Origin of the sequence: Sphingobacterium sp. SGR-19, from assembly GCF_011043555.1 — a bacterium.
Lineage (GTDB): Bacteria > Bacteroidota > Bacteroidia > Sphingobacteriales > Sphingobacteriaceae > Sphingobacterium.
Window position 1 is genome coordinate 569052 of sequence record NZ_JAAKGS010000002.1, and the last position, 20768, is coordinate 589819.

Below are 20768 nucleotides of genomic sequence, written 5' to 3' on the forward strand. Positions count from 1 at the left end.
TTATAAATGCATGGTTACCAACAGATGTTAAGAACTTTTGAGGAAAACGTGAAAGTTTAGTTATAATTTAGTATCCTGAAGAATTGAGCCTTGAGGTGAGGCGTTTTCATGTATAATGCGAAGATTTAGTTGTTGAATAATTCATCAGTATGAATAAGAAAATTTATGGTGTAGGAGTGGCATTGAGTTTAATGGGAACCACAGCGTTTGGACAACAAACGGCCTGGCAACAGATAAACAATGCATACAAATCCGGAATGGAGTTGTTTGAAAGAGGGAAATTTAGCTCCGCTGCAAAGCAATTTGATCGGTTCGAAGACATCCGGACTAAATCTACCTTGCAACTGGACGAAACGGAAGAACTTACCCTGATCAAAGAAAATGTTCGTTTTTATCAGGCTATCTGTGCACTGGAGTTAGGCGATACCAACGCCGAATCCCGTTTCTTGAAATATATTAAAGATTATCCGGCTAGCGCCAATTCGAAAGCTGCCTATTTTCAGATAGGACGGTCATATTACGCGAAGAAAGACTACACGAAGGCCATCGAGTGGTTTGAGAAGATTGATAGCAAGAATCTTGCGGGAGCGGAAAACGTTGAATATCGTTTTAAATTGGCTTATGCGAAATTTATGACGAATGACTACGAAGCCTCCAAGCCACTATTTGAGCGATTGAAGGATGAAAGTGGTCCATATCAGGAAGCATCTATTTACTACTATGCCTATTTGAGCTATTTGGACGCTGAATACAAAACAGCATTAAATGAGTTTGAACGACTTGAGGGTTCGAAAACTTACGAGAATAGCTATCCTTATTATATTACGGCTCTTTACTTTTTGGATAAGCGCTATGATGATGTATTGAACTACGCTTTGCCTATTTTGGACCGTACCAAGCAAGAGAACGAAACGGAACTCTTCCGTATTGTGGCGGCGACTTATTTCATTAAAGGAGATTTAGAAAAATCAAAAAATTATTACGATAAATTTCAAGCGCAAGATCAAGGTAAAACACAGAACAATCAAGACAGCTATCAGATAGGTTATATTGCTTATAGACTGAAGGACTACGATAAAGCCATCAGTGAATTGGAAAAGTTGAGCGAGCCGGATGCCTATTACCAGAGCGCGATGATTACGCTGGGGGATGCTTTTTTGAAAACCGGAAATAAACAAAGTGCACGTAACGCTTTCTTTAGGGCTTCAAAATTGGATTTTGACCCAGAGCTTAAAGAAGAAGGTCTTTTTAATTACGCGAAGCTTTCTTACGAGTTGGAGTTTCATCAGGTAGCATTGGACGCGACGCAGGAATATTTAGATACGTACCCACGTTCAACTCGTTTGGAAGAAGCAAAAACCTTATTGGCAGAGGTGTTATTAAGTACAAAAAACTACCGTGCTGCGGTCGATATTTTGGAAGGCATCGGAAAGCGTGGTCGGGAGGCTAATGCCGCTTACCAAAAAGTAACTTATTATCGTGGACTGGAATTCTATAATGAACGCGCTTTTGAGAACGCGATCTCTATGTTTATGCGCTCTGAAGCCCATCGGTATGATGAGGAGATATACGCATTAGCGTTGTATTGGAAAGCCGAAGCGATGTATGAGGTACGCAAATATGGCGAGGCGGTGGTCAATTTTAACAAGTTCATGCAACTGCCGGCAGCGCGTAAAACAGACGTCTATAGTTATGCTAACTATGCTTTAGCTTATGCGGCATTCCGTAACGATCGTTATAATACAGCAGCGAACTATTTTGAGCGCTTTTTGGCAACAGGTAGTAAAGGAGGAATCGAATTAAATACGCGCAACGATGCCATTGCTCGTTTAGCAGACTCTTATTTCGGTATGAAAAACTACGGTAGAGCTATGGAGTATTATAATCGGCTGATTAGCTCGAATGCGGCAAGCCAAGATTACGCATTGTTCCAAAGAGGGATTATACAGGGGCTACAAGGAGATAACAATTCAAAAATCGCTACATTAAATTCAGTTGTAGCAAAGTATCCAAAATCAAATTATGCAGATGATGTGGCCTTTGAGATTCCCTATACCTATTTCTTAATGGGAGATCATGACCGTGCTATTGATGGGCTACAGAAGATGGTGGAAGATTACCCGCGTAGTAGTTATGTGCCGCGCGCACTCGTGACAATTGGATTGGTACAATATAACAAAAATGATAACGACGCGGCGTTAAAGACCTTCCAACGTGTAGTTGATCAATATGCTATAACCGATGAAGCTCAGCAGGCCATGCGTTCTATCGAGAATATTTACCTAGATAAAGGAGATGCAACGGGATATATCCGTTATGCAACGAGTACCAATATCGGTGATTTGAGTACTGCGGAACAAGATGCACATACGTTTAGTGTAGCAAAGACATTATTCGATAGAGGTAACTATCAAGGAGCAGTCGAAGCAACCAACGCTTATTTTGATAAATTTCCGAAACCAATCCAGGAAAAACATGCTCGCTTTATCCGAGGAGAAAGTTATGCGCGATTAGGTAAGGACAATGAAGCTCTCCATGATTTTAATATTATCATGAACGATTGGACAAGTGCCTATACCGAACAAACGTTGGTTAGTGTTGCTAAATTACATCTAAACAAAAAAGCGTACAATGAGGCCGTGCAGGTATTGCGAAAACTAGAATTGACTTCCGAGTATAAGTCGAATTATGGTTTTGCGATCAAAAATCAGTTGATCGCCTACTATAATATAGGGGATTACGTAGAGACACAGACCTACGCTAAATTGGTAAAAGAGCATGATAAATCTTCCGAAGAAGATATCGCGCTTGCACATCTTTATTCCGGTAAAGCATATGTGGCGACCAATAAGCCAGCAGAAGCGTTGAAAGAATTTAACCTAGCGGCATTGAAGAGTAATACGATTACCGGTGCGGAAGCCAGATACCTTGTGGCAGAGCAACAATTGAAAGCGAAGCAATACGACAAAGCGATTGAGTCAGCATTTGATATCTCCAATACTTTTTCTTCGTACGACTATTGGGTGGCTAAAGGATTTATTCTTATGGCCGATGCCTATGCCGGGAAAGGCGATACCTTCCAAGCCAAATCAACATTGGAAAGTGTAATAGACAATTATGATAATGAAGAGGATGATGTGCTGAAAGAAGCTACGTCCCGTTTACAAAAATTGAAATAAGTAAGAATAGGAAGAATGATGAAGCATAAAACAGTATTTAAGAATTACGCTATCATGGCGTTGTTACTTGGTATAGGTGTGGAGGGATATGCACAGCAGCGGGATACCGTTCCGGATAGACCGGTAACGATCGATTCTTTTGACATCGTCCGTGACTATAGACCTATTCTTGCAGATGCGGTTAAGATTCGCCGCAGTCCAGATATGACAAACAAGCGCAGTTACATGCCAAAACTGTCCTACGGAAATATACCGGACAAAAAGTTGGATATCAATACAGGATTAAAAGAACTGGATGTGCAGGAAACGCCCTTCTCACAAGCGCAAAACCTACAAAGCAATTACGTGAAGTTTGGTTTAGGGAATTTCAATACGATCTTAGGCGAGGGGTATTTCTCGTATGATGAGTATGAGGATATGCAGGTAGGTGGATTCCTAAAACATTTAAGTCAAAAAGGAAGTCTGGAAGGACAGAAGTTTTCACGTCAGGAAGTGGGTGTATTCGGCAGACGGATTTTACCATTATTTACAGTAGATGGTTTAGTAGGCTATAACCGTTATGCTACCAACTTTTATGGGATACCGTTGGCGGACGATGGTATGACGATTTTAAATCCGTCACTCGAGAGTCAGGCATTTAACGATATTTATTTTACCGGCGAGCTGACAAGTAACTACGATCCGAACGATGACGAAGCGCTTAGCTATTCCACAAAGTTGGACGCTTACTCGTTCAGTGACAAGTTTGATGCGAAAGAAACATCTGTCGCGCTATCCGCATATTTAAATAAGCGCGTGAATGCTTTTAATGTTGGCGCAAATGTGAGTGTGGACATAAACAGTGTGGATGGAACCAACAATGTAGCTAATGGTGGACGAACAAAGAACTCGCTGGCCATTTTAAATCCGTATATCCGTTTTAAAGGAGATAACTACGCTATTACATTAGGGGCTAACTTTATCCCGGAGTTCGGAGATAGTACGAGCTTCAACATTTTCCCTTCTGCGGAAGTGGACTTTGCTCTGGCGCCGGAATACTTCCATATTTTTGGAGGAGTGAACGGTGGTGTGAAAAAAGCATCTTATCGTGAATTTGCCAGACAGAACCCGTTCTTAGGCCCTAACCCTGCTATCCAGAATATGGTAGAGCGTTTACACGTTTTTGGAGGTATTAAAGGTAATGCAGGAGCAACATTCGGTTATAAAGTGAAAGCCATATACCGGCAATTGGAAGGTATGCCATTGTTCGTGAACAATACGGAGAGACCTTTCCAGTTTGATTTGGTATATGATGGCAATGGCGATAAAGCAGTAAAACATGTGGGTATAGAAGGAGAACTAAACGTTCGCCTTTCCGAATTGGTGAATTTGGGCGGTCGCTTGAATATTGACCAGTATACAACAGCGCAGCAAGAGGAAGCTTGGCATACACCAAAACTACGTTTAGCAGCAAATGCACGCTTTAATATTTCTGAAAAATTGTATATAGACGCAGAGGCATTGTTCCATGGGGTCTCCTATGGGAAAGCCTTTGATTATGATGCAACCACGGGAGGCGTAATATCGGCAGATGATTACTATAGAAAAGAAGTACCTTCCTTTTTTGATTTGAGTGCAGGAGCAGAGTATAAGGCGACTAAGCAACTGGGGCTATTCGTTAAAGCAAACAATATTTTCAATACAGAATACCAAACATATTTATATTATCCGAAACTCGGATTTAACATCCTCGGGGGGGTAAATTTTTCATTTTAATCACAGAACATTATAACTTTGTAAGTTAATAGAAAATAGGATGAATTTAGGTAAAAACGTTTATAATCTGTTAAAAAGGCAACCTGAGGTACATGTAGAGGGGTTGGGCACCTTTAGGCGGAATCATACGCCTGCAACGTATGATGAGAAGCGGAATGTTTATCTTCCTCCTATTACCTATATTGATTTCGATAGAACAAGTAAGCAGGGGTACGATTTTATCCAATATATACAGCAACTCCAGCTTACCGATCGGAAGGAAGCCAAGGAAGCGGTAGCGTTACAAGTGGCAGATTTGCTTCGTCGTGTACAAGAAGATGGTCAGGCGAAGCTAGACGACTTGGGTCATTTGGTAAGCTATGGCGATAGTTATGTATTCAAAGCGTTGGATCTATCGGGCTTCCATTATCAGCCTATAGAAGCGGTAGCGGGACAACCGCAATCTACTAAAGAGGATACACTTGAGCCAGAGCAACGGGAGGTAGTAAAACCTGTAGAGGATGAGATTCCTCTTGAGGTTGATGAACCGCAGGAGGAAGTACCACGAACAGCTGAAATAGAACAACCCGTCGCTGCAGATATTGTGGAACCAGCTGTTGGTGACGAAGAAGAGATGCCAGTATCACGCAGTAACACGATATGGTACGTCGTCATTGTATTGATCGCCTTGGGGATTATGGTAGCGTTGTATTTAGCAAATCAAAGCCAACAGGCAGCAACGTCGAAACAGACGTCTGTGGTGGCGACCGTGGATTCGAATCCGAATAGGCAAGACACGACTGCGCCTTCTATCGTGGGAGATTCTACGAAGATCACTGATTCGTTGGCACAACATCCTGTTGATAGTGCCGGATTAAAAGCAATAGAGAAAGAGCCTTTGGTTCCCGAGCACCATATGTGGCAGATTGTAATTGGTTCACATAAAACATTGGCACAAGCTTACGAACAGGCTGAATCCTATAATAAAGCCGGGTTCTCTCGGGTAAGGGTCATTCCGAGTAACTTGGCAAAGAATCGAAAGAAAGTAATTTGGGATTCTTATGAAACAAAACAGGAGGTGGATTCGGCACTAAAATACGTACAAAGGCATCATATAAGGGATGCTTGGCCGGATAAGATTAAATAAAGTAAATAAACCCTATAACAAATATTACAAAAGACAATGTCATTTATGCAAGGTATGGATTCGTTGAACACAGTTCAACAGCAGACACTAGAGTTAGCAACGGCAGAAGAGAACCTAAACATGATTCAGATGTTAATGAAAGGAGGATGGATCATGATTCCCATCACGTTTCTTTTATTTCTCGCGTTGGTTATTTTCTTTGAACGGTATATAACGATTAGGAAAGCGACAAAATCTGACACGGGTTTAATGTCACAGGTGAAGAGTAATGTGATGTCTGGCCGCTTGGATGCTGCAATTGCTGTATGTCGTTCGAGTAATTCCGCTTTGGGCCGGATGTTACAAAAAGGGTTGGCTCGCGTAGGGAGACCGATTAAAGATATCGAGGGAGCCATAGAAAATGCAGGTAAACTGGAAGTTTCCAAATTGGAAAAAAATATCAATGTTTTGGGTATTGTGGCGGGTATCGCTCCCATGATGGGCTTCGTCGGAACAATTTTTGGGGTTATTCAGATTTTTCGTGAAGTAGAAATGGCTGGTGGTATAGACATTGGTACAGTTTCGGGTGGTCTTTACGTGAAGATGATTGCGTCGGCCAGTGGATTGACGGTAGGTATCTTGGCGTATATCGGTTATCACGCGTTGAATATGATGGTAGAGCGATTGATTCTTCGTATGGAAACTGAAGCCGTGGAGTTTATCGATTTATTGGATGAGCCGGGAACGTAAAACTTTGTACAATGAATTTAAGAAATAGACGACATAAGCCCACAGCGGAGGTGCACACAGCGGCACTAAACGATATCATGTTTTTCTTGATGTTGTTCTTTTTGTTGGCTTCTGCTGTGGCAAACCCGCAGGTGGTCAAATTGTTGTTGCCGAAGTCTAGTGCAGGCGAGCAATCCGTAGCAAAAAAGACCATGACTGTTTCGATTACGTCAGACTTGACTTACCATGTGGATAAACAGCCGGTCAGTTTAGAGCAATTGGAACCTCTTATTCAGTCGAATATAGCGAGTGGCGAAGAATTGACGATCATGCTGTATGCAGATAGTGCTGTGCCTATCCAAAATGTCATCTCTGTAATGGATATAGCGAATAGAAATCGCGTAAGGATGGTTTTGGCAACGGAGCCGAAGAAAGATTAGGATTAAACGATTTGGCAATCAGATGGTCAAAGGGTATGAAACCTATCTCGATTTATTGGGATAGTGTTCATCAGCCACTGAAAGAAAAAATAAATAGATGAAATAGACATGTACTATCATTCACAAGAGGAAAATAACATGCCTAAAGCACTCGGTTTATCGACCGCAGTGATGGGCTTATTCGTGTTGATTGGTTTCTTCATCGTTTTTGGGGGGGATGTTCCACGTTATGGTATGGGAGGAATCATTGTTAATTATGGTACCTCCGACGAAGGGATGGGAGATGATTATATGCGTGTCGATGAGCCATCGATGAGTGAAGAGGCCAATAATGTGCAACCCGATAAAATCGATCCGAATACGACCCCAGTGCCGACACCATCGCAACAGGTGACAGATAAAGTGGTCGCTACGCAGGATATGGATGATGCACCAGCAGTGCCGAAACAGGAAAAGCCAGTACAGGCAAATGCAGATGTTGCTACACCGGAAAAGAAAGAGTCCAAGCCTGCAGTAAATCCGAATGCGTTATATAAAGGTAAGCAAAATAATGCTACAGGCCGAGGTGACGGAACTGGAGCCACAGCTGGAAATCAAGGTAGTAATCTCGGTGACCCGTTGGCAAGTAATTATGGTGACGGAGGCTCTGGAGATGGAAATATGATGTTGTCAATCGCCAATAGACGGTTTGAAGTACCACCTAACATAGACGACAATGGCCAACAGGCCGGTCGGGTAGCGGTAGAATTTAGAGTAAACAAAAATGGTGTGGTTACGCATGCTCGGGCGGGCGTAAGAGGAACAACAATATCAAGCCGTACGCTATTGGAGAAGTGTGAACGTGCGATGATGGCAGCGCGTTTAAACCAATTGCCTAATGCTCCCGAATCTCAAACTGGGATCATCGTTTTCAACTTCAAGTTAAGGTAGTCTTTCCATGATAAAAACGTATGATGAGGTAATCGAGTACCTATTTGCTCGGTTACCCATGTTTACCCGTGATGGCGCAAGCGCCATCAAGAAAGATATGGATAATACTGTGCGTTTTTGCCAGGCATTGGGAAATCCGCATAGACAATTTAAATCTATTCATGTCGCCGGAACAAACGGAAAAGGTTCTACATCTCATCTATTGGCTTCTGTTTTGGCTTCTGCTGGGTACAAAACAGGATTATATACATCGCCCCATCTTGTTGATTTTAGGGAACGTATCCGTATAAGCGGGGAGATGATTCCGCAAAAAAACGTGATAAATTTTGTTAATCGACATCGTGCCCTGATTGAAGAAATACAACCTTCTTTTTTCGAGATGACCGTGGCTATGGCGTTCGATTACTTTGCAGGGGAGCAGGTAGACGTCGCTGTCGTCGAAGTAGGATTAGGAGGGAGACTAGACAGTACCAATATTTTGCTTCCAGAGTTATGTTTGATCACTAATATCGGTATGGATCATACCGATTTGCTCGGAAATACATTGACGGAGATAGCGAGCGAAAAAGCCGGCATCATCAAACCGCAAGTGCCGGTCGTCTTATCGGAACGGGACGAAACGATAGCGCATGTCTTTGAACAGAAAGCTCGCCAAATGAACGCTCCAATACGTTTTGCTTCAACGGAATTAGCAGTGCGATCTTGTGAGCGTAGCGGTAAAGGCCTAACATTGAAGATTGCGGATAACGTACATCACCTGACTAAAGAAGTATATATTGGCCTGGGGGGGCGCTATCAACAAAAGAATATCCTAGGCGTACTGACCGCGTTGGATGAACTGAGGAAACGAGGATGGGCGATTGGAGAAGAGCAGTTGTGTGAAGGGCTCGCCCTTGTCGAGCAGAATACGGGGCTACAAGGAAGATGGCAGACGCTGTCAATGGATCCGCTGATCATATGTGACACGGGGCATAATGAAGATGGCATTCGCGAAGTGATGGCTAACATCCGGGCAACGGTACATCATAATTTACATGTAGTTATGGGGGCTATGCGTGATAAAGACCTAAGCCACATGCTTCCCCAGCTCCCCAAGGAGGCAATTTATTATTTCTGTAGCCCAGATATGCCGCGCGCGCTACCTGCGGATGAATTGAAAATTAAAGCAGAACGATATGGTTTGGCTGGAGATACTTATCCATCAGTAAATAACGCGCTGGCTTCAGCAAAAGAAGCATATCAGGAAGGCGACTTAATTTTTGTTGGGGGAAGCAATTTTGTGGTCGCGGATGTGTTGAAAGATTAGCTGTTTTCACAATCATGTAATTATTTCTCGTCTGTATTTATCGGGGGCGAATCGTTTTGTTTTGGGATACGTGAACGTCTATAATCTCGCACAATGCCTTTACCATATTCATTGCTGTATACTTTGACCAGTACCCCAATGGAAGAGAGGATCAGAGGGCCAAAGATAAGCCCAAGCATACCAAAGAGATTTAAACCTAGTAAGACTCCAAATACGGTGATCATCGGTGGGACATTTCCGATGGTTTTTAAAATGGTAAAGCGTAGAATGTTGTCGATGCCGCCTACCAAAAAGAAGCAGTAAAGGGTCAGACCAATAGCATTTCCAAGAGAACCTGTTGCGAACGAAATGAGGCAGATGGGAACATAGATAGTCATGGTGCCCAAAATAGGGATGATAGATGCTATACCCGTCAATAGCCCAAGCAAGATATAGCTTTCGACTCCAAAAATCCAATATCCTATCATGGCAACCACACCTTGGAAAAATCCAAGTATAGGGATGCCTAGCGCATTTGAACGGACCATCATATTTACTTTGTCCCATATCTCCTGCTTACTCATGCGGCTGAACGGAATAGCACGATAAATCGTGACCTCCATCTTTTTTGCATGTACCTGCATAAAATATAGGACAAAAAGTGTCACGATAATATTGACCGCGACTTCAGCAACAGAATTTAAGATGCTAGGTACATAGCGTGTCAGATTTTGCAAAAAAGCTAATAAAGCCGCATCTGACATGTCGATATCCCTTAAAAGAGGTTTATCAGCCATGTATTCCTTTAACATGTTAAATTTCTCAATAATCTCATCACGATTACCCAGAAAACTGTTGAGCTGTGCAATCAGATAATCGATAAGTGCCCAAAGGGGCAATACGATAAACACAATCGAAAGCACGATAAAAAAGATACTGGTCAATGATTTTTTCCAACCGCGAACGTCTGTGAGATGGAAATAGGACTTACGGAATAGTATGTAAAGCGTAATGGCACCTAAAAAACCAGGTAAATAGTAGGATAGATTACTAAAAACGAGGATCAATATCAATACAATGATAATGATCAACATAATCTGATTGATGGAGTTGTTATTAATTTGTTTGTATTTCATCACCTGTCGCTATACCGTACAAAATACATAATTAGCGTTAGTTTTCATCTATCTGAGATCCAATATTTTTTCTATTGCCGGTTGAATAATTTTTACCATACGTTCAAAACCTACATCCGTCGGATGCGTACCGTCCACAGTGCCTTCATAGTCGTCGCCGATCAGATGATCAGCTGGAAGATAGAATAGATTTTTATAACCTGCCGCCTGTAAACGATCGTATTCGGTCCTGAAGTTGACATTTTGTTCATGCCGTTTTTTCTTCCACTCCTGATTATAGTTTCCTATTTGTCTAATGATACTTTCCATCATCAAGATAGGTGTATCCGAATGTACTTTCCGAAGTTCCTGTACAAAAGCAAAAGTACGCTCGGTAACCTGTTCCGGCGAACAGTTCGGCACACAGTCCATAATAATGAGATCAACATCTTCCATATCGTTTATCATTTGCGCAACAGTAAGCTCCATACGCGCATTTCCGCTAACCCCCATATTGATGACATCGGCATTGATGTTGCGGGAAATCTTAGCGGGATATGCCAAACCCGGGCGACTGGCTGATGCACCGTGGACGATGCTAGAACCGTACACAATTATTTTTTTATCGTACTGCTGTACAGTTGGGGTGAATGTTGCTCCCTCATCTATTTGTAACTGAAATGAGCGGAGTTCTTTATAAAGTGGAAAATAGAGGAGAAATTCTTTTTCTGTTTTCTCCATATTCTCTACCATAGTAAAACTGCTTTCTGCATTCTTTAGATGAGGACGTGCTACGCCAGCAAAACGCCAGCCATCAGGTTCTTTCACATACGCATCAAAACCACGAGACATGATGGGAGTAGAGTTATTACCTAACGTAGCATCAGCCGTTTCCCAGTCGATGGAAAGCTTGGTGCTGTTGGTATGGAACGTGACAAACAGACCCGCCGAATGTGTATATAATTTCTTTACTGCCGGGGGGAGATCATGATATTTCGTGGTGTCTATCCTATGAAAGTCAGGACCTTTTGCAAATGCCCGGCCTTGAATAGTAAGTTTGGATGACGGAATGATTTGTTGGGCCTTTACGCCTATAAAGTTGCTTAACAACCCAATAATAATAAGAAGGTACTTCGTTTGCATATAGTATCAAAGAGGTTTTTCCAAACTTAGATAAAATGTTTTGTATTTTCAAATCCATTATTGTACCTTTGCAGACCTTATTGTAGGGATTACAAGAGGAAAGAACATTTTATTAATTATTTTATTTAAGCAAAAGCAAGTGAATACGTTAAGTTACAAAACTGTCTCTGCCAACAAAAACACCGTTAACAAGGAGTGGATTGTTGTTGACGCTGAAGGAGAGATTTTGGGGCGCTTGGCAAGCCAAATTGCGAAAGTGATTCGTGGCAAGCATAAGCCGGAGTTCACCCCACACGTAGACTGTGGAGATAACGTGATCGTTATCAATGCAGACAAAATTAAGTTGACTGGAAACAAGTTAAGCGACAAAGTGTACGTACGTTACACGGGCTACCCAGGTGGTCAGCGCTTTATCTCTCCAAAAGAGTTATTGGCTAAACACCCAGAGCGTCTTGTTGAAAAAGCAGTACGCGGGATGTTGCCTAAAAACCGTTTAGGTCGTCAATTATTTAAAAACCTTTATGTTTATGCCGGGACAGAGCACAAACATGAGGCACAAAAACCGAAACCAGTTAAATTTTAAGGAGAGCAAACATGTCAACAACGAATACTTCAGGAAGAAGAAAAACAGCTGTTGCCCGCATTTACTTATCTGCTGGTAGCGGAAACATTACCGTAAACGGTAAAGATTATAAAGAATATTTCCCAACATTGCCATTGCAATACATTGTTACCCAGTCTATTGAGGTAGCAGGTGCTGCTGGAAATTTTGATGTGAAAGTTAACGTTGATGGTGGTGGTGTCAAAGGCCAAGCCGAAGCTGTACGTTTAGCAATCGCTAAAGCTTTGGTAGAACTAGACCCAGAAGTTAAACCAGCATTACGTGCGAAAGGCTTGATGACACGTGACGACCGTATGGTTGAGCGTAAGAAACCAGGTCGTCGTAAAGCTCGTAGAAGATTCCAATTCAGTAAACGTTAATCAAAGGAGGATCAAAAAATGGCAAGAACAACATATCAAGAACTATTGGATGCAGGTGTTCACTTTGGTCACCTTACTCGTAAGTGGGATCCGAAAATGGCTAAATACATTTTCATGGAACGCAATGGTATCCACATCATCGATTTGAACAAAACTCTAACGAAATTAGAAGAAGCTGCTTCAGCTATCAAACAAATCGTAAAGTCAGGTCGTAAAGTATTATTCGTAGCTACGAAAAAACAAGCAAAAGAAATTATCTCTGAGCAAGCGAAAGCAGTCAACATGCCTTTCGTAACAGAAAGATGGTTGGGAGGGATGCTTACAAACTTTGCAACGGTACGTAAGTCTATCAAGAAAATGTCCAACATCGACAAAATGCAAAAAGATGGTACATACGCCGTGTTATCTAAGAAAGAGAAGTTGATGATTCAACGCGAGCGTGTGAAGTTGGAAAGCCTTCTAGGAGGTATTGCTGACTTAAACCGTTTGCCTGCTGCTTTATTTATCATCGATGTGAAAAAAGAGCACATTGCGGTCTCTGAAGCAATCAAGTTGAATATCCCTACTTTTGCAATGGTAGATACAAACTCTGATCCTTCCAATATTGATTTCCCTATTCCAGCAAATGATGACGCTACAAAATCAATTAGCTTAATCGCGAATATTATAGGAAAAGCAATCCAAGAAGGTTTGGATGAACGCAAACGCGATAAAGAGGAAGAAGCTGAAAAAGAAGCTGTGGCTGCCAAGGCTGCAGTAGACAACGGTGAAGCTGAAGAAGCTAACGCTGGAAAACGTCCTCGTAAAGCAAAAGACGGAGAGTAAATTCTCTCCGTATCAAAGCCGGATAAACAAGTGTTAGCCTTTATGAAGTATCGCTTCACAGAGTCTACATAAGTTTGTCCGGTTTTCTTGTTTATTTAACAGAAGTTTAATGCCTGTGTTGCATATATATGCTATACTTGCTAGACCTTCGAGTATTTAAAAATTATTAAAGAAATAGAAATATGTCAGTACAAATCTCTGCATCAGATGTAAACAAATTGCGTCAACAAACTGGCGCCGGTATGATGGATTGTAAAAAAGCATTGGTGGAATCAAATGGTGATTTCGAAGCTGCTATCGACTACTTGCGTAAAAAAGGCGCTAAAGTTGCTGCTAGCCGTCAGGACCGTGATTCTAACGAAGGCGTGGTTATCGCTAAGGCTGCTGCTGATGGTAAATCAGGTATCGTAGTGGAAGTAAACTGTGAGACAGACTTCGTTGCAAAAAATGCAGACTTCGTAGCTTTCGCAGAAAAAATCGCTGACATTGCTTTACAGAATAGCCCTGCTTCTGTTGAGGAATTGAAAGCTTTAGAGCTGGACGGTAAAAAAATTGAGGATGCTTTAATTGAGCAAACCGGTGTAATCGGTGAGAAAATTGATGTTTCTAAATATGAAGCTGTTTCTGCTGAGAAGGTAGTAGCCTACATTCACGGAAACTATCGTTTAGGTGTATTGGTTGGTCTTTCTGCTGATGTAGCAGGTATAGAAGAAGCTGGTAAAGATGTCGCCATGCAAATCGCTGCGATGAACCCTGTTGCGATCGATAAGGACGGTGTAGATCAAGAAACCATTGATCGTGAAATCGCTATCGCGAAAGAACAAATTATTGCAGAAGGTAAACCTGCTGAAATGGCAGAAAAAATAGCACAAGGTAAATTAAATAAATTTTTCAAAGATACAACCTTGTTAAACCAAGAGTTTGTGAAAGACTCTTCTAAAAATATCGCGCAGTTCTTGGATTCCGTTTCTAAAGGGTTGACTGTTACAGCGTTTAAACGTGTACAGTTAGGCGCATAATTCAGAGCAAAAAAGGAAGACATTTCGTCAGTATATGAAAAGAGGCCTGTCCGTTTATTCGGACAGGCTTTGTTTTTGCTCTTAATATTAAAATTTAACCTATTTTAAGATACAAACACTAAACTTTTACTTTTTTTTGTCATCTTTATAAAGTGAGCTTTGTTCGATTAGTATAACAGGAAGGAATTTGAATGAATATGTATAAAAAAATAGCTTGTATAGCGCTACTCGCCATCATAGGATTGTTTTGCACATTAAATAGCTACGCACAACAAGAACAGATAGCAGAAAAGCCTTATAAGCAATTGTTGGTTGAGGTGGAAGGGAAACTTCGTACGGGAGATTTTGCAGGAGCAATAGAAAAGCTGGATACGATCTTGGCAGAATATCCCGACGCAGCAGAAGTGTATTACGCAAAAGCACTTTTATTTGGGCAGGCTCGTAATTTTGATGTTGCTATCCCACTGACGGAAAAAGCTTTGGAGATAGAACCAAAAAATATGTTATATATCAACTATCTGGTTGAATTGCATAAAAGTAAAGGAGATATAGCGAGCGCTATCCCAGTTATCGAACGTGCAATTGGTGTATATCCCGACAATGCATCCTTGTATAGAGAGAAGATGTTATTATTACATGCATCAAAACAATCCGATGATGCATTGAAGGTATATGATAACGCTGTTGCTCGATTTGGAAGCTCCGACACGCTGGATGTTATGAAAGCAGAAATGTTGGTTGATTTGGGTAGGAAACAAGAAGCAGAAAAGATATTATTGCCCCGGGCTCAAAATAACTCTAGCCTTCGTCAAGTATACAGTACATTAGGATTTATCTACATGGACAAAAAATCGACGAAGCAAGCCATACAAATATTGGAGAAAGGATTAAAGAATACAAGTGATCATCTGTTGTATTTAGATTTAGCAGATGCATATACAGCCGCAAAGAAAGACCGACAGGCATTCGAGTCGTTACGGAAAGCTTTTGAATCGACCGATGTCAACTACATGGATAAACATCGCGTTATGTTCACGTTGCTGAGCGGGAAATCTATGTTAACATTGGAGCAAATTCAAGAATTAGCAAACATATTGGTGTTAAAACATCCACGAGTAGCGGATAGTCATGTAGCGAAAGGAGACGTGCTTTGGCGAAGAGGAAATTTGCAGGAGGCGCGATCGTTGTTTCTTACCGCAGTAGGGATCAATAGAGCACATGTAGACGCCTGGCGTATGTTGATGAATGTGGAAATGGCACTTAACGAGGTAGATCAAGCTGTTGACCACGGTTTGGAAGCGTTAGAAGCAAATCCTAATAACCCGATGCTTCTGTACTTCACCGGATTGGCGTACATGGTAAAAGATGACGGGGAGAATGCCCGCAAACTGATGGAGGCTGCATTGGATAATAGCGGAGAAGAAAATACGTATCTGCAATCACTTATCTACGCAGGTCTTGGCGATTTATACCATAAATTAGGTATGGCAGAGGTTTCGGATGTCGCTTATGAAGAGGCTATTAAATTGGATAGTACCAATGTGACAGCTATGAATAATTATGCGTATTATCTGGCTGAACGAAATGAGAAACTGGAACTGGCAGAAAAGTTGTCCAGACAGTCCAACGAATTGGAACCAGGTTCGAGTACCTTTCAAGATACTTATGCGTGGGTACTCTTTAAACAAGAAAATTATAAAGATGCGTTGATATGGATGGAAAAGGCTGTTCGAGGATCGTCGCCATCCGCTGTACTTTATGAGCATTATGGCGATATATTGTTTAAATCAGGGAATAGCAAGGAAGCTTTAAGGCAATGGGAAAAAGCATTGGCAATGAGTGATGGAAGTGATATAGATGTAGAAAAGTTAAAGTCAAAAATAGCAACGAAAAGTTATGTGGAGTAGATTGATTTTGTTCGTGATGTTAGGCGTGTTGATGTTTGCTTCTTGTAAGACAAAGCGAAAAATCGCCATGCCATCTACTGATGTGCCGACGGAAACTAATGCAGCTAATGCAGCGAGTATTAAGACTTTCGAGATGAATAATCTGGATTTTTACACGTTTTCCGGTCGAGCAAAAACGAAAATTGAGATGGACGGAAATATACAGGACGTTACATTGAATGTACGAATAGAAAGAGACAAGGCGATCTGGCTGTCCGTTACAGCGATATTGGGTGTCGAGGTGGCGCGTGTGATGATTACACCGGATAGTGTTAAAATACTCAATAAACTGCAAGGGGAATATATAGCTAAACCCTTTACTTATATATATAATTATACAAACCGCGGTATTACATTCACTACGCTGCAGGATTTGCTGATGGCAAATGTGTCCTCAAATTTGTTGCGAACGGACAATGTGCAGGTAGCTAGCGCTACAGACGAATTTATTGTAGTGGGTATTAAGGAACAGTTATCTTATCAATACCGGATAAATCAGGAAAACCGCCCGTTTAACTTTGTTCTGCAAGAGGTGGGCGGGATAAATAACCTCGAAGCTTTTTATGGAAACTATGTTAAAACGGATGGGTATAATTTTCCGCACAATATAGCGTTAAATATCGTGGGAGAAGATATGTCTTTAAAAGCGCAATTGGGATATAATCGGGTGTCTTTTAATGAAAATGTAGAAATGCCCTTTTCTGTTTCTAGTAGGTACAAAGTAATAAATTAGTGATTATCACAGTAAAAGCACAAAATAATCTTTATTTTTGTAGGCTTATTTTTGCCCAAATATAGAGAAAAACGGTTCATGGATATAAAAAAAATACTATTTAGCTTCTTGTTTGTTTTGAGTGTCGGGGTGGGGTTAGTTTCTGCGCAAAGCAGTGCCGAGCTAAAAAAGCAGCGGGAAAAGATAGACGCAGAGATTGCGGAGTTAATGAAGATTGTGCGTGCAAAAACACAAGAAAAGTTGCTTTCTCAAAAAGAGGTAAACGCATTAAGTCGGCAGCTAAATCTACGGGAAGACAAGATCAAGACGATAAATTCAGAATTACGGATTATCAATAATAATATCCAAAAAAATACAAAAGCTGTTAACGAATTAAAGGCTGAGCTAGAAAAGATGAGGAAAGATTATGAGAAAATGATCCTCTTTGCTTTTCGGAACAAAAACGGATATAATAAGCTGATGTTTATTTTTGCTTCGAAAGATTTTAACCAAGCGTTTAAACGTGTGAAATATCTACAACAATTTAACGATGCACGTAAGATAAAAGCTGCTGAAATTGAAGCTACCAAAAAGGAAATAGAACTGAAAATAGCGCAATTGGAGAGGGACCGAGAAATGCAGAACAAACTGTTGAAAGAGCAGGAAGCGGAGAAAGCTATCATTGCTAAAGATCGGTCTTTGCATGCAAAAGAGCTCAGCCAGTTGAAGAAAGAAGAATCTACATATAGAGGGCAGCTTAGTCAGAAACAGCAGGAAAAGAAGCGTATCGATGCGATGATACAAGCGGCGATCCGTCGAGAAATTGAAGCACAACGTAGACTTGCAGAAGAAGCACGAAGAAAAGCTGCCGAGGCGGAAGCTAAACGGACAGGTAAAACCGTCGAAGAAGTCGAAAAAACAACACCCCGGAAATCGGATAGCGAGGTCCTGCGTTCTACTCCAGAAGCAGCTAGGCTGTCCGCGGATTTCAAATCTAATCGTGGACGTTTGCCTTGGCCGGTGTCGCAAGGAAATATCGTTCGTAACTTCGGTTTCGAAACGGTGGAGCGTAATGTACGTATCGACAACTCTGATGTGGCTATTCGTACGGCCGATAACGCTTCGGTAAAAGCTGTTTTTGAAGGAGATGTTGTTCAGGTAATCGGAAGTTTTGTCGTTATAAAACATGGTGAATATTTTACCTCGTATTCTAATTTGAAGAGTGTATCCGTAAGACGTGGACAAAAAGTAGGAAGAGGGCAACAGATTGGTATAGCAGGAGAGGATCCAGACGCCGGATATTCTATTGTGAACTTTGGCGTTTTCCAAGGGCAAACCGCAATGAATCCGGTTTCGTGGTTAGCAAAATAGTTACAGGGAATTCAGAATTTTAATTATATATTTGTAATGCGTTGATAATGAAAGCAACGCTAAGAATTTTAAAACTATGTATACATCGGGATTATTATTTATTGGGACGCAAGAGATTATTATCATAGTAGTTTTGGTTTTATTACTTTTTGGAGGTAAAAAGATTCCGGAATTGATGCGCGGTCTAGGCCGTGGAGTTAAGGAATTTAAAGATGGCCAGCGTGAAGAACCTACCGAAAACCAAAATAGCACAAATAATAACAATAACCCCCAGAACTAATTAGAGGGAAAAGGAAGAAATAAGAGTTTCGCGGAGCAGCCTCCTCGAGACTCTTTAGTTTTTTGGACGTGAATATACTACTTGGGGAAAATTGACGTTTACATAAAAACACCAAATACCGTATGATTAAAAACCGTTTGTGGCTTATACCTTGTTGTGCATTCGGATTGCAACTATCTATACATGCGCAAGATATGGCCAATGTCGATACTGAACCTGTTCCGTTGCATTTGATAGAAGCGGCGTCCAGCCAACGAGAGATTATTATTTCCGGATTGGATTCTCTTAAGACATTATCTTATTATGATCCATTATATACCGCGGAAGACTCGTTGATCTTCAACCGCATGCGTAAAATACAGCGAACCATTCCATTAGCATTAAACGAAAAAATAAAATCTTATATCGATAAATATATCTCACGTAACTATAATCCCTATATGAGTAAGCTGCAGGGGTTGGCACAATATTACTTTCCGATATATGAAAAGATATTTTCTGAAAATCAGTTGCCTGATGAAATAAAATATATATCCGTTATTGAATCTTCATTAGATCCACATTTGGTATCCCGTTCAGGTGCGGTGGGTTTATGGCAGTTTATGTATCCTACGGCGAAGATCTATGATTTGACGATGGATAGCTACGTAGACGAACGAAAAGATCCGTATGCCGCTTGCTATGCGGCAAGCCGTTATTTCCGTGACGCTTACGACGAGTTTAACGATTGGTTGTTGGCACTGGCGTCCTATAATTGTGGCAGGGGATGTGTACGCCGTGCCATTCAGCGATCAGGATTGCAAAATCCGGACTTCTGGCAACTTTCTCCCTATTTACCGAAGGAAACACAAGACTATATACCAAAATTCATTGCGATGGCATACACATTGAAGCATGCAGATGAATACGGTATATCGATAGCGTCTACCGATCTTGCTTGGGAGGGGAAGCCAATTATGGTTGAAAGACCCACCAATTTGGAACAAATCGCCCAAGCTGTCAATCTACCTTTGGAAACGGTTAAAAAATTCAACCCGGCGTATAAACGTTCCGTTATAAATGCCAGCACGGAAAGTCCAAAACGGTTAATCTTACCGGATACTGACCATTTGAATGATAGCTTATTATATGCTGCATTAAATAATCAATTAGAGGTTTCTGCCGGCATGTTGGCGAATGTGGATGATGCTTCTTCGATAAAAAAGAACCCGTCCGGCAAAGGGGAAAGGTTGGCTGCAGTTTCGGGGAAGTCTACTAGACGTGCGGCGGCCTATACTACATATACGGTAAGAAAAGGGGACACGTTATCGCATATTGCAGCGCGATTTAAAGGCGCCACCGTGTCTCAAATAAAGGCCGATAACAACTTGAATAGTACCCGACTTAAAATAGGGCAGAAGTTAAGAATTAAAAAGTCTTAAAACCTACGACAGCCAGGCGGCATCTTCTTTTCGGTCAAACTCCTCCAACTCCACTTCTACGTGTTCCTTTAATATCGTAGAGAGTTTTAGTCCATAATAATCGCTAAACAACGGAAATTGATGGTGAGAGCGATCAATCAATACTGCCGTTCGCATTTTTTTGAGCGGAACATTAAGGAATAAACCCAAGCCATATGCTAATGTGCGACCGCTATTGAGTACGTCGTCGATTAATATAATGACCTTGTCTTTTGCGATTTCAATAGGCACATCTGTAGTCGCCTCCAAACTTCTTTTGGTTTTCGAAATAGTGACTTTAATAAGCTCGATTGTTTTGTCTGGAGCAATGTCCTGTAAAAGTTGCTGAAGCCTTTTTGCGAACACATAGCCCCGGTCTGCAACACCTACCAATACCAACGATTTCTCTTCAAAATTGTCTTCGAGAATCTGGTATGCGATACGAATCGATTTCTGACGGATCTGCTTTTTATCTAAAATGAGTGTTCGTTTGTTAGACATATTGTGTGCTTTG

19 protein-coding genes are annotated in these 20768 nt (G+C 41.3%); 16 read left to right on the forward strand and 3 right to left on the reverse strand.

Annotation, left to right across the window (positions count from 1 at the left end; translation table 11 throughout):
- Positions 1-149: 149 nt before the first annotated feature.
- The 7 genes from G5B43_RS06080 (at position 150) to G5B43_RS06110 (ending at position 9444) form a co-directional block, all read left to right on the forward strand.
- Positions 150-3179, forward strand: coding sequence for a tetratricopeptide repeat protein (locus tag G5B43_RS06080; protein ID WP_165293816.1), 3030 nt, complete (start codon positions 150-152; stop codon positions 3177-3179).
- A 15-nt stretch (positions 3180-3194) separates the two neighbouring features.
- Entirely contained in the window at positions 3195-4934 is a 1740-nt protein-coding gene (locus G5B43_RS06085; protein WP_165293817.1) for a TonB-dependent receptor, read from the forward strand.
- A 40-nt stretch (positions 4935-4974) separates the two neighbouring features.
- Positions 4975-6060 (forward strand): hypothetical protein, encoded by a 1086-nt coding sequence (locus G5B43_RS06090; protein ID WP_165293818.1) that lies wholly within the window; start codon positions 4975-4977, stop codon positions 6058-6060.
- A 36-nt stretch (positions 6061-6096) separates the two neighbouring features.
- Positions 6097-6789: a MotA/TolQ/ExbB proton channel family protein gene (locus G5B43_RS06095; protein ID WP_165293819.1), complete on the forward strand. Its 693-nt coding sequence runs from the start codon at positions 6097-6099 to the stop codon at positions 6787-6789.
- Positions 6790-6800: 11 nt separating this feature from the next.
- Entirely contained in the window at positions 6801-7208 is a 408-nt protein-coding gene (locus G5B43_RS06100; protein ID WP_165293820.1) for an ExbD/TolR family protein, read from the forward strand.
- 108 nt (positions 7209-7316) lie between these two features.
- Positions 7317-8138: an energy transducer TonB gene (locus G5B43_RS06105; protein WP_165293821.1), complete on the forward strand. Its 822-nt coding sequence runs from the start codon at positions 7317-7319 to the stop codon at positions 8136-8138.
- A 7-nt stretch (positions 8139-8145) separates the two neighbouring features.
- Positions 8146-9444, forward strand: a complete 1299-nt coding sequence (locus G5B43_RS06110; protein WP_165293822.1) for a bifunctional folylpolyglutamate synthase/dihydrofolate synthase — start codon at positions 8146-8148, stop codon at positions 9442-9444.
- A 20-nt stretch (positions 9445-9464) separates the two neighbouring features.
- Here the strand turns inward: G5B43_RS06110 and G5B43_RS06115 are convergent, their stop codons facing one another.
- Positions 9465-10559: an AI-2E family transporter gene (locus G5B43_RS06115; RefSeq protein ID WP_165293823.1), complete on the reverse strand. Its 1095-nt coding sequence runs from the start codon at positions 10557-10559 to the stop codon at positions 9465-9467.
- Between the two features lie 48 nt (positions 10560-10607).
- Positions 10608-11681, reverse strand: coding sequence for an SGNH/GDSL hydrolase family protein (locus G5B43_RS06120; RefSeq protein ID WP_165293824.1), 1074 nt, complete (start codon positions 11679-11681; stop codon positions 10608-10610).
- Between the two features lie 139 nt (positions 11682-11820).
- Here G5B43_RS06120 and rplM point away from each other — a divergent pair, with 139 nt between their 5' ends.
- The 9 genes from rplM (at position 11821) to G5B43_RS06165 (ending at position 20236) form a co-directional block, all read left to right on the forward strand.
- Positions 11821-12264, forward strand: a complete 444-nt coding sequence (gene rplM, locus G5B43_RS06125; RefSeq protein WP_165294080.1) for a 50S ribosomal protein L13 — start codon at positions 11821-11823, stop codon at positions 12262-12264.
- An 11-nt stretch (positions 12265-12275) separates the two neighbouring features.
- Positions 12276-12662 (forward strand): 30S ribosomal protein S9, encoded by a 387-nt coding sequence (rpsI, locus tag G5B43_RS06130; protein ID WP_165293825.1) that lies wholly within the window; start codon positions 12276-12278, stop codon positions 12660-12662.
- Between the two features lie 18 nt (positions 12663-12680).
- On the forward strand, positions 12681-13487 hold the full coding sequence (rpsB, locus tag G5B43_RS06135) for a 30S ribosomal protein S2 (protein WP_165293826.1): 807 nt from the start codon (positions 12681-12683) through the stop codon (positions 13485-13487).
- A gap of 182 nt (positions 13488-13669) precedes the next feature.
- Positions 13670-14506, forward strand: a complete 837-nt coding sequence (gene tsf, locus G5B43_RS06140) for a translation elongation factor Ts (RefSeq protein ID WP_165293827.1) — start codon at positions 13670-13672, stop codon at positions 14504-14506.
- A 197-nt stretch (positions 14507-14703) separates the two neighbouring features.
- Complete coding sequence (locus G5B43_RS06145; RefSeq protein WP_165293828.1) at positions 14704-16413, forward strand: tetratricopeptide repeat protein; 1710 nt, start codon at positions 14704-14706, stop codon at positions 16411-16413.
- Positions 16403-17185 carry a DUF4292 domain-containing protein gene (locus tag G5B43_RS06150; RefSeq protein WP_165293829.1) on the forward strand — a complete coding sequence of 261 codons (783 nt, stop codon included), beginning with the start codon at positions 16403-16405 and terminating at the stop codon, positions 17183-17185. Before G5B43_RS06145 ends, G5B43_RS06150 begins: the two co-directional genes overlap by 11 nt.
- A 78-nt stretch (positions 17186-17263) precedes the next feature.
- Complete coding sequence (locus G5B43_RS06155; protein ID WP_165293830.1) at positions 17264-18535, forward strand: murein hydrolase activator EnvC family protein; 1272 nt, start codon at positions 17264-17266, stop codon at positions 18533-18535.
- Positions 18536-18611: 76 nt separating this feature from the next.
- Positions 18612-18815 carry a twin-arginine translocase TatA/TatE family subunit gene (locus tag G5B43_RS06160; RefSeq protein WP_105716594.1) on the forward strand — a complete coding sequence of 68 codons (204 nt, stop codon included), beginning with the start codon at positions 18612-18614 and terminating at the stop codon, positions 18813-18815.
- Positions 18816-18937: 122 nt separating this feature from the next.
- The gene (locus G5B43_RS06165) at positions 18938-20236 is read left to right on the forward strand and encodes a lytic transglycosylase domain-containing protein (RefSeq protein ID WP_165293831.1); all 1299 of its coding nucleotides are present in this window, start codon (positions 18938-18940) and stop codon (positions 20234-20236) included.
- Between the two features lie 3 nt (positions 20237-20239).
- Here the strand turns inward: G5B43_RS06165 and G5B43_RS06170 are convergent, their stop codons facing one another.
- Complete coding sequence (locus G5B43_RS06170) at positions 20240-20755, reverse strand: phosphoribosyltransferase family protein (protein ID WP_165293832.1); 516 nt, start codon at positions 20753-20755, stop codon at positions 20240-20242.
- Positions 20756-20768 lie beyond the last annotated feature (13 nt).

Excerpts from the sequence above, each read along its gene's own strand:
- G5B43_RS06155 (WP_165293830.1), top strand. The coding sequence starts at position 17,264 with ATGGATATAAAAAAAATACTATTTAGCTTCTTGTTTGTTTTGAGTGTC.
- G5B43_RS06150 (WP_165293829.1), top strand. The coding sequence starts at position 16,403 with ATGTGGAGTAGATTGATTTTGTTCGTGATGTTAGGCGTGTTGATGTTT.
- G5B43_RS06160 (WP_105716594.1), top strand. The coding sequence starts at position 18,612 with ATGTATACATCGGGATTATTATTTATTGGGACGCAAGAGATTATTATC.
- G5B43_RS06100 (WP_165293820.1), top strand. The coding sequence starts at position 6,801 with ATGAATTTAAGAAATAGACGACATAAGCCCACAGCGGAGGTGCACACA.
- G5B43_RS06145 (WP_165293828.1), top strand. The coding sequence starts at position 14,704 with ATGTATAAAAAAATAGCTTGTATAGCGCTACTCGCCATCATAGGATTG.
- G5B43_RS06080 (WP_165293816.1), top strand. The coding sequence starts at position 150 with ATGAATAAGAAAATTTATGGTGTAGGAGTGGCATTGAGTTTAATGGGA.
- G5B43_RS06120 (WP_165293824.1), bottom strand. The coding sequence starts at position 11,681 with ATGCAAACGAAGTACCTTCTTATTATTATTGGGTTGTTAAGCAACTTT.
- rpsB (WP_165293826.1), top strand. The coding sequence starts at position 12,681 with ATGGCAAGAACAACATATCAAGAACTATTGGATGCAGGTGTTCACTTT.
- G5B43_RS06115 (WP_165293823.1), bottom strand. The coding sequence starts at position 10,559 with ATGAAATACAAACAAATTAATAACAACTCCATCAATCAGATTATGTTG.
- rpsI (WP_165293825.1), top strand. The coding sequence starts at position 12,276 with ATGTCAACAACGAATACTTCAGGAAGAAGAAAAACAGCTGTTGCCCGC.
- G5B43_RS06090 (WP_165293818.1), top strand. The coding sequence starts at position 4,975 with ATGAATTTAGGTAAAAACGTTTATAATCTGTTAAAAAGGCAACCTGAG.
- G5B43_RS06105 (WP_165293821.1), top strand. The coding sequence starts at position 7,317 with ATGTACTATCATTCACAAGAGGAAAATAACATGCCTAAAGCACTCGGT.
- G5B43_RS06085 (WP_165293817.1), top strand. The coding sequence starts at position 3,195 with ATGATGAAGCATAAAACAGTATTTAAGAATTACGCTATCATGGCGTTG.
- tsf (WP_165293827.1), top strand. The coding sequence starts at position 13,670 with ATGTCAGTACAAATCTCTGCATCAGATGTAAACAAATTGCGTCAACAA.
- G5B43_RS06165 (WP_165293831.1), top strand. The coding sequence starts at position 18,938 with ATGATTAAAAACCGTTTGTGGCTTATACCTTGTTGTGCATTCGGATTG.
- G5B43_RS06110 (WP_165293822.1), top strand. The coding sequence starts at position 8,146 with ATGATAAAAACGTATGATGAGGTAATCGAGTACCTATTTGCTCGGTTA.
- G5B43_RS06170 (WP_165293832.1), bottom strand. The coding sequence starts at position 20,755 with ATGTCTAACAAACGAACACTCATTTTAGATAAAAAGCAGATCCGTCAG.
- G5B43_RS06095 (WP_165293819.1), top strand. The coding sequence starts at position 6,097 with ATGTCATTTATGCAAGGTATGGATTCGTTGAACACAGTTCAACAGCAG.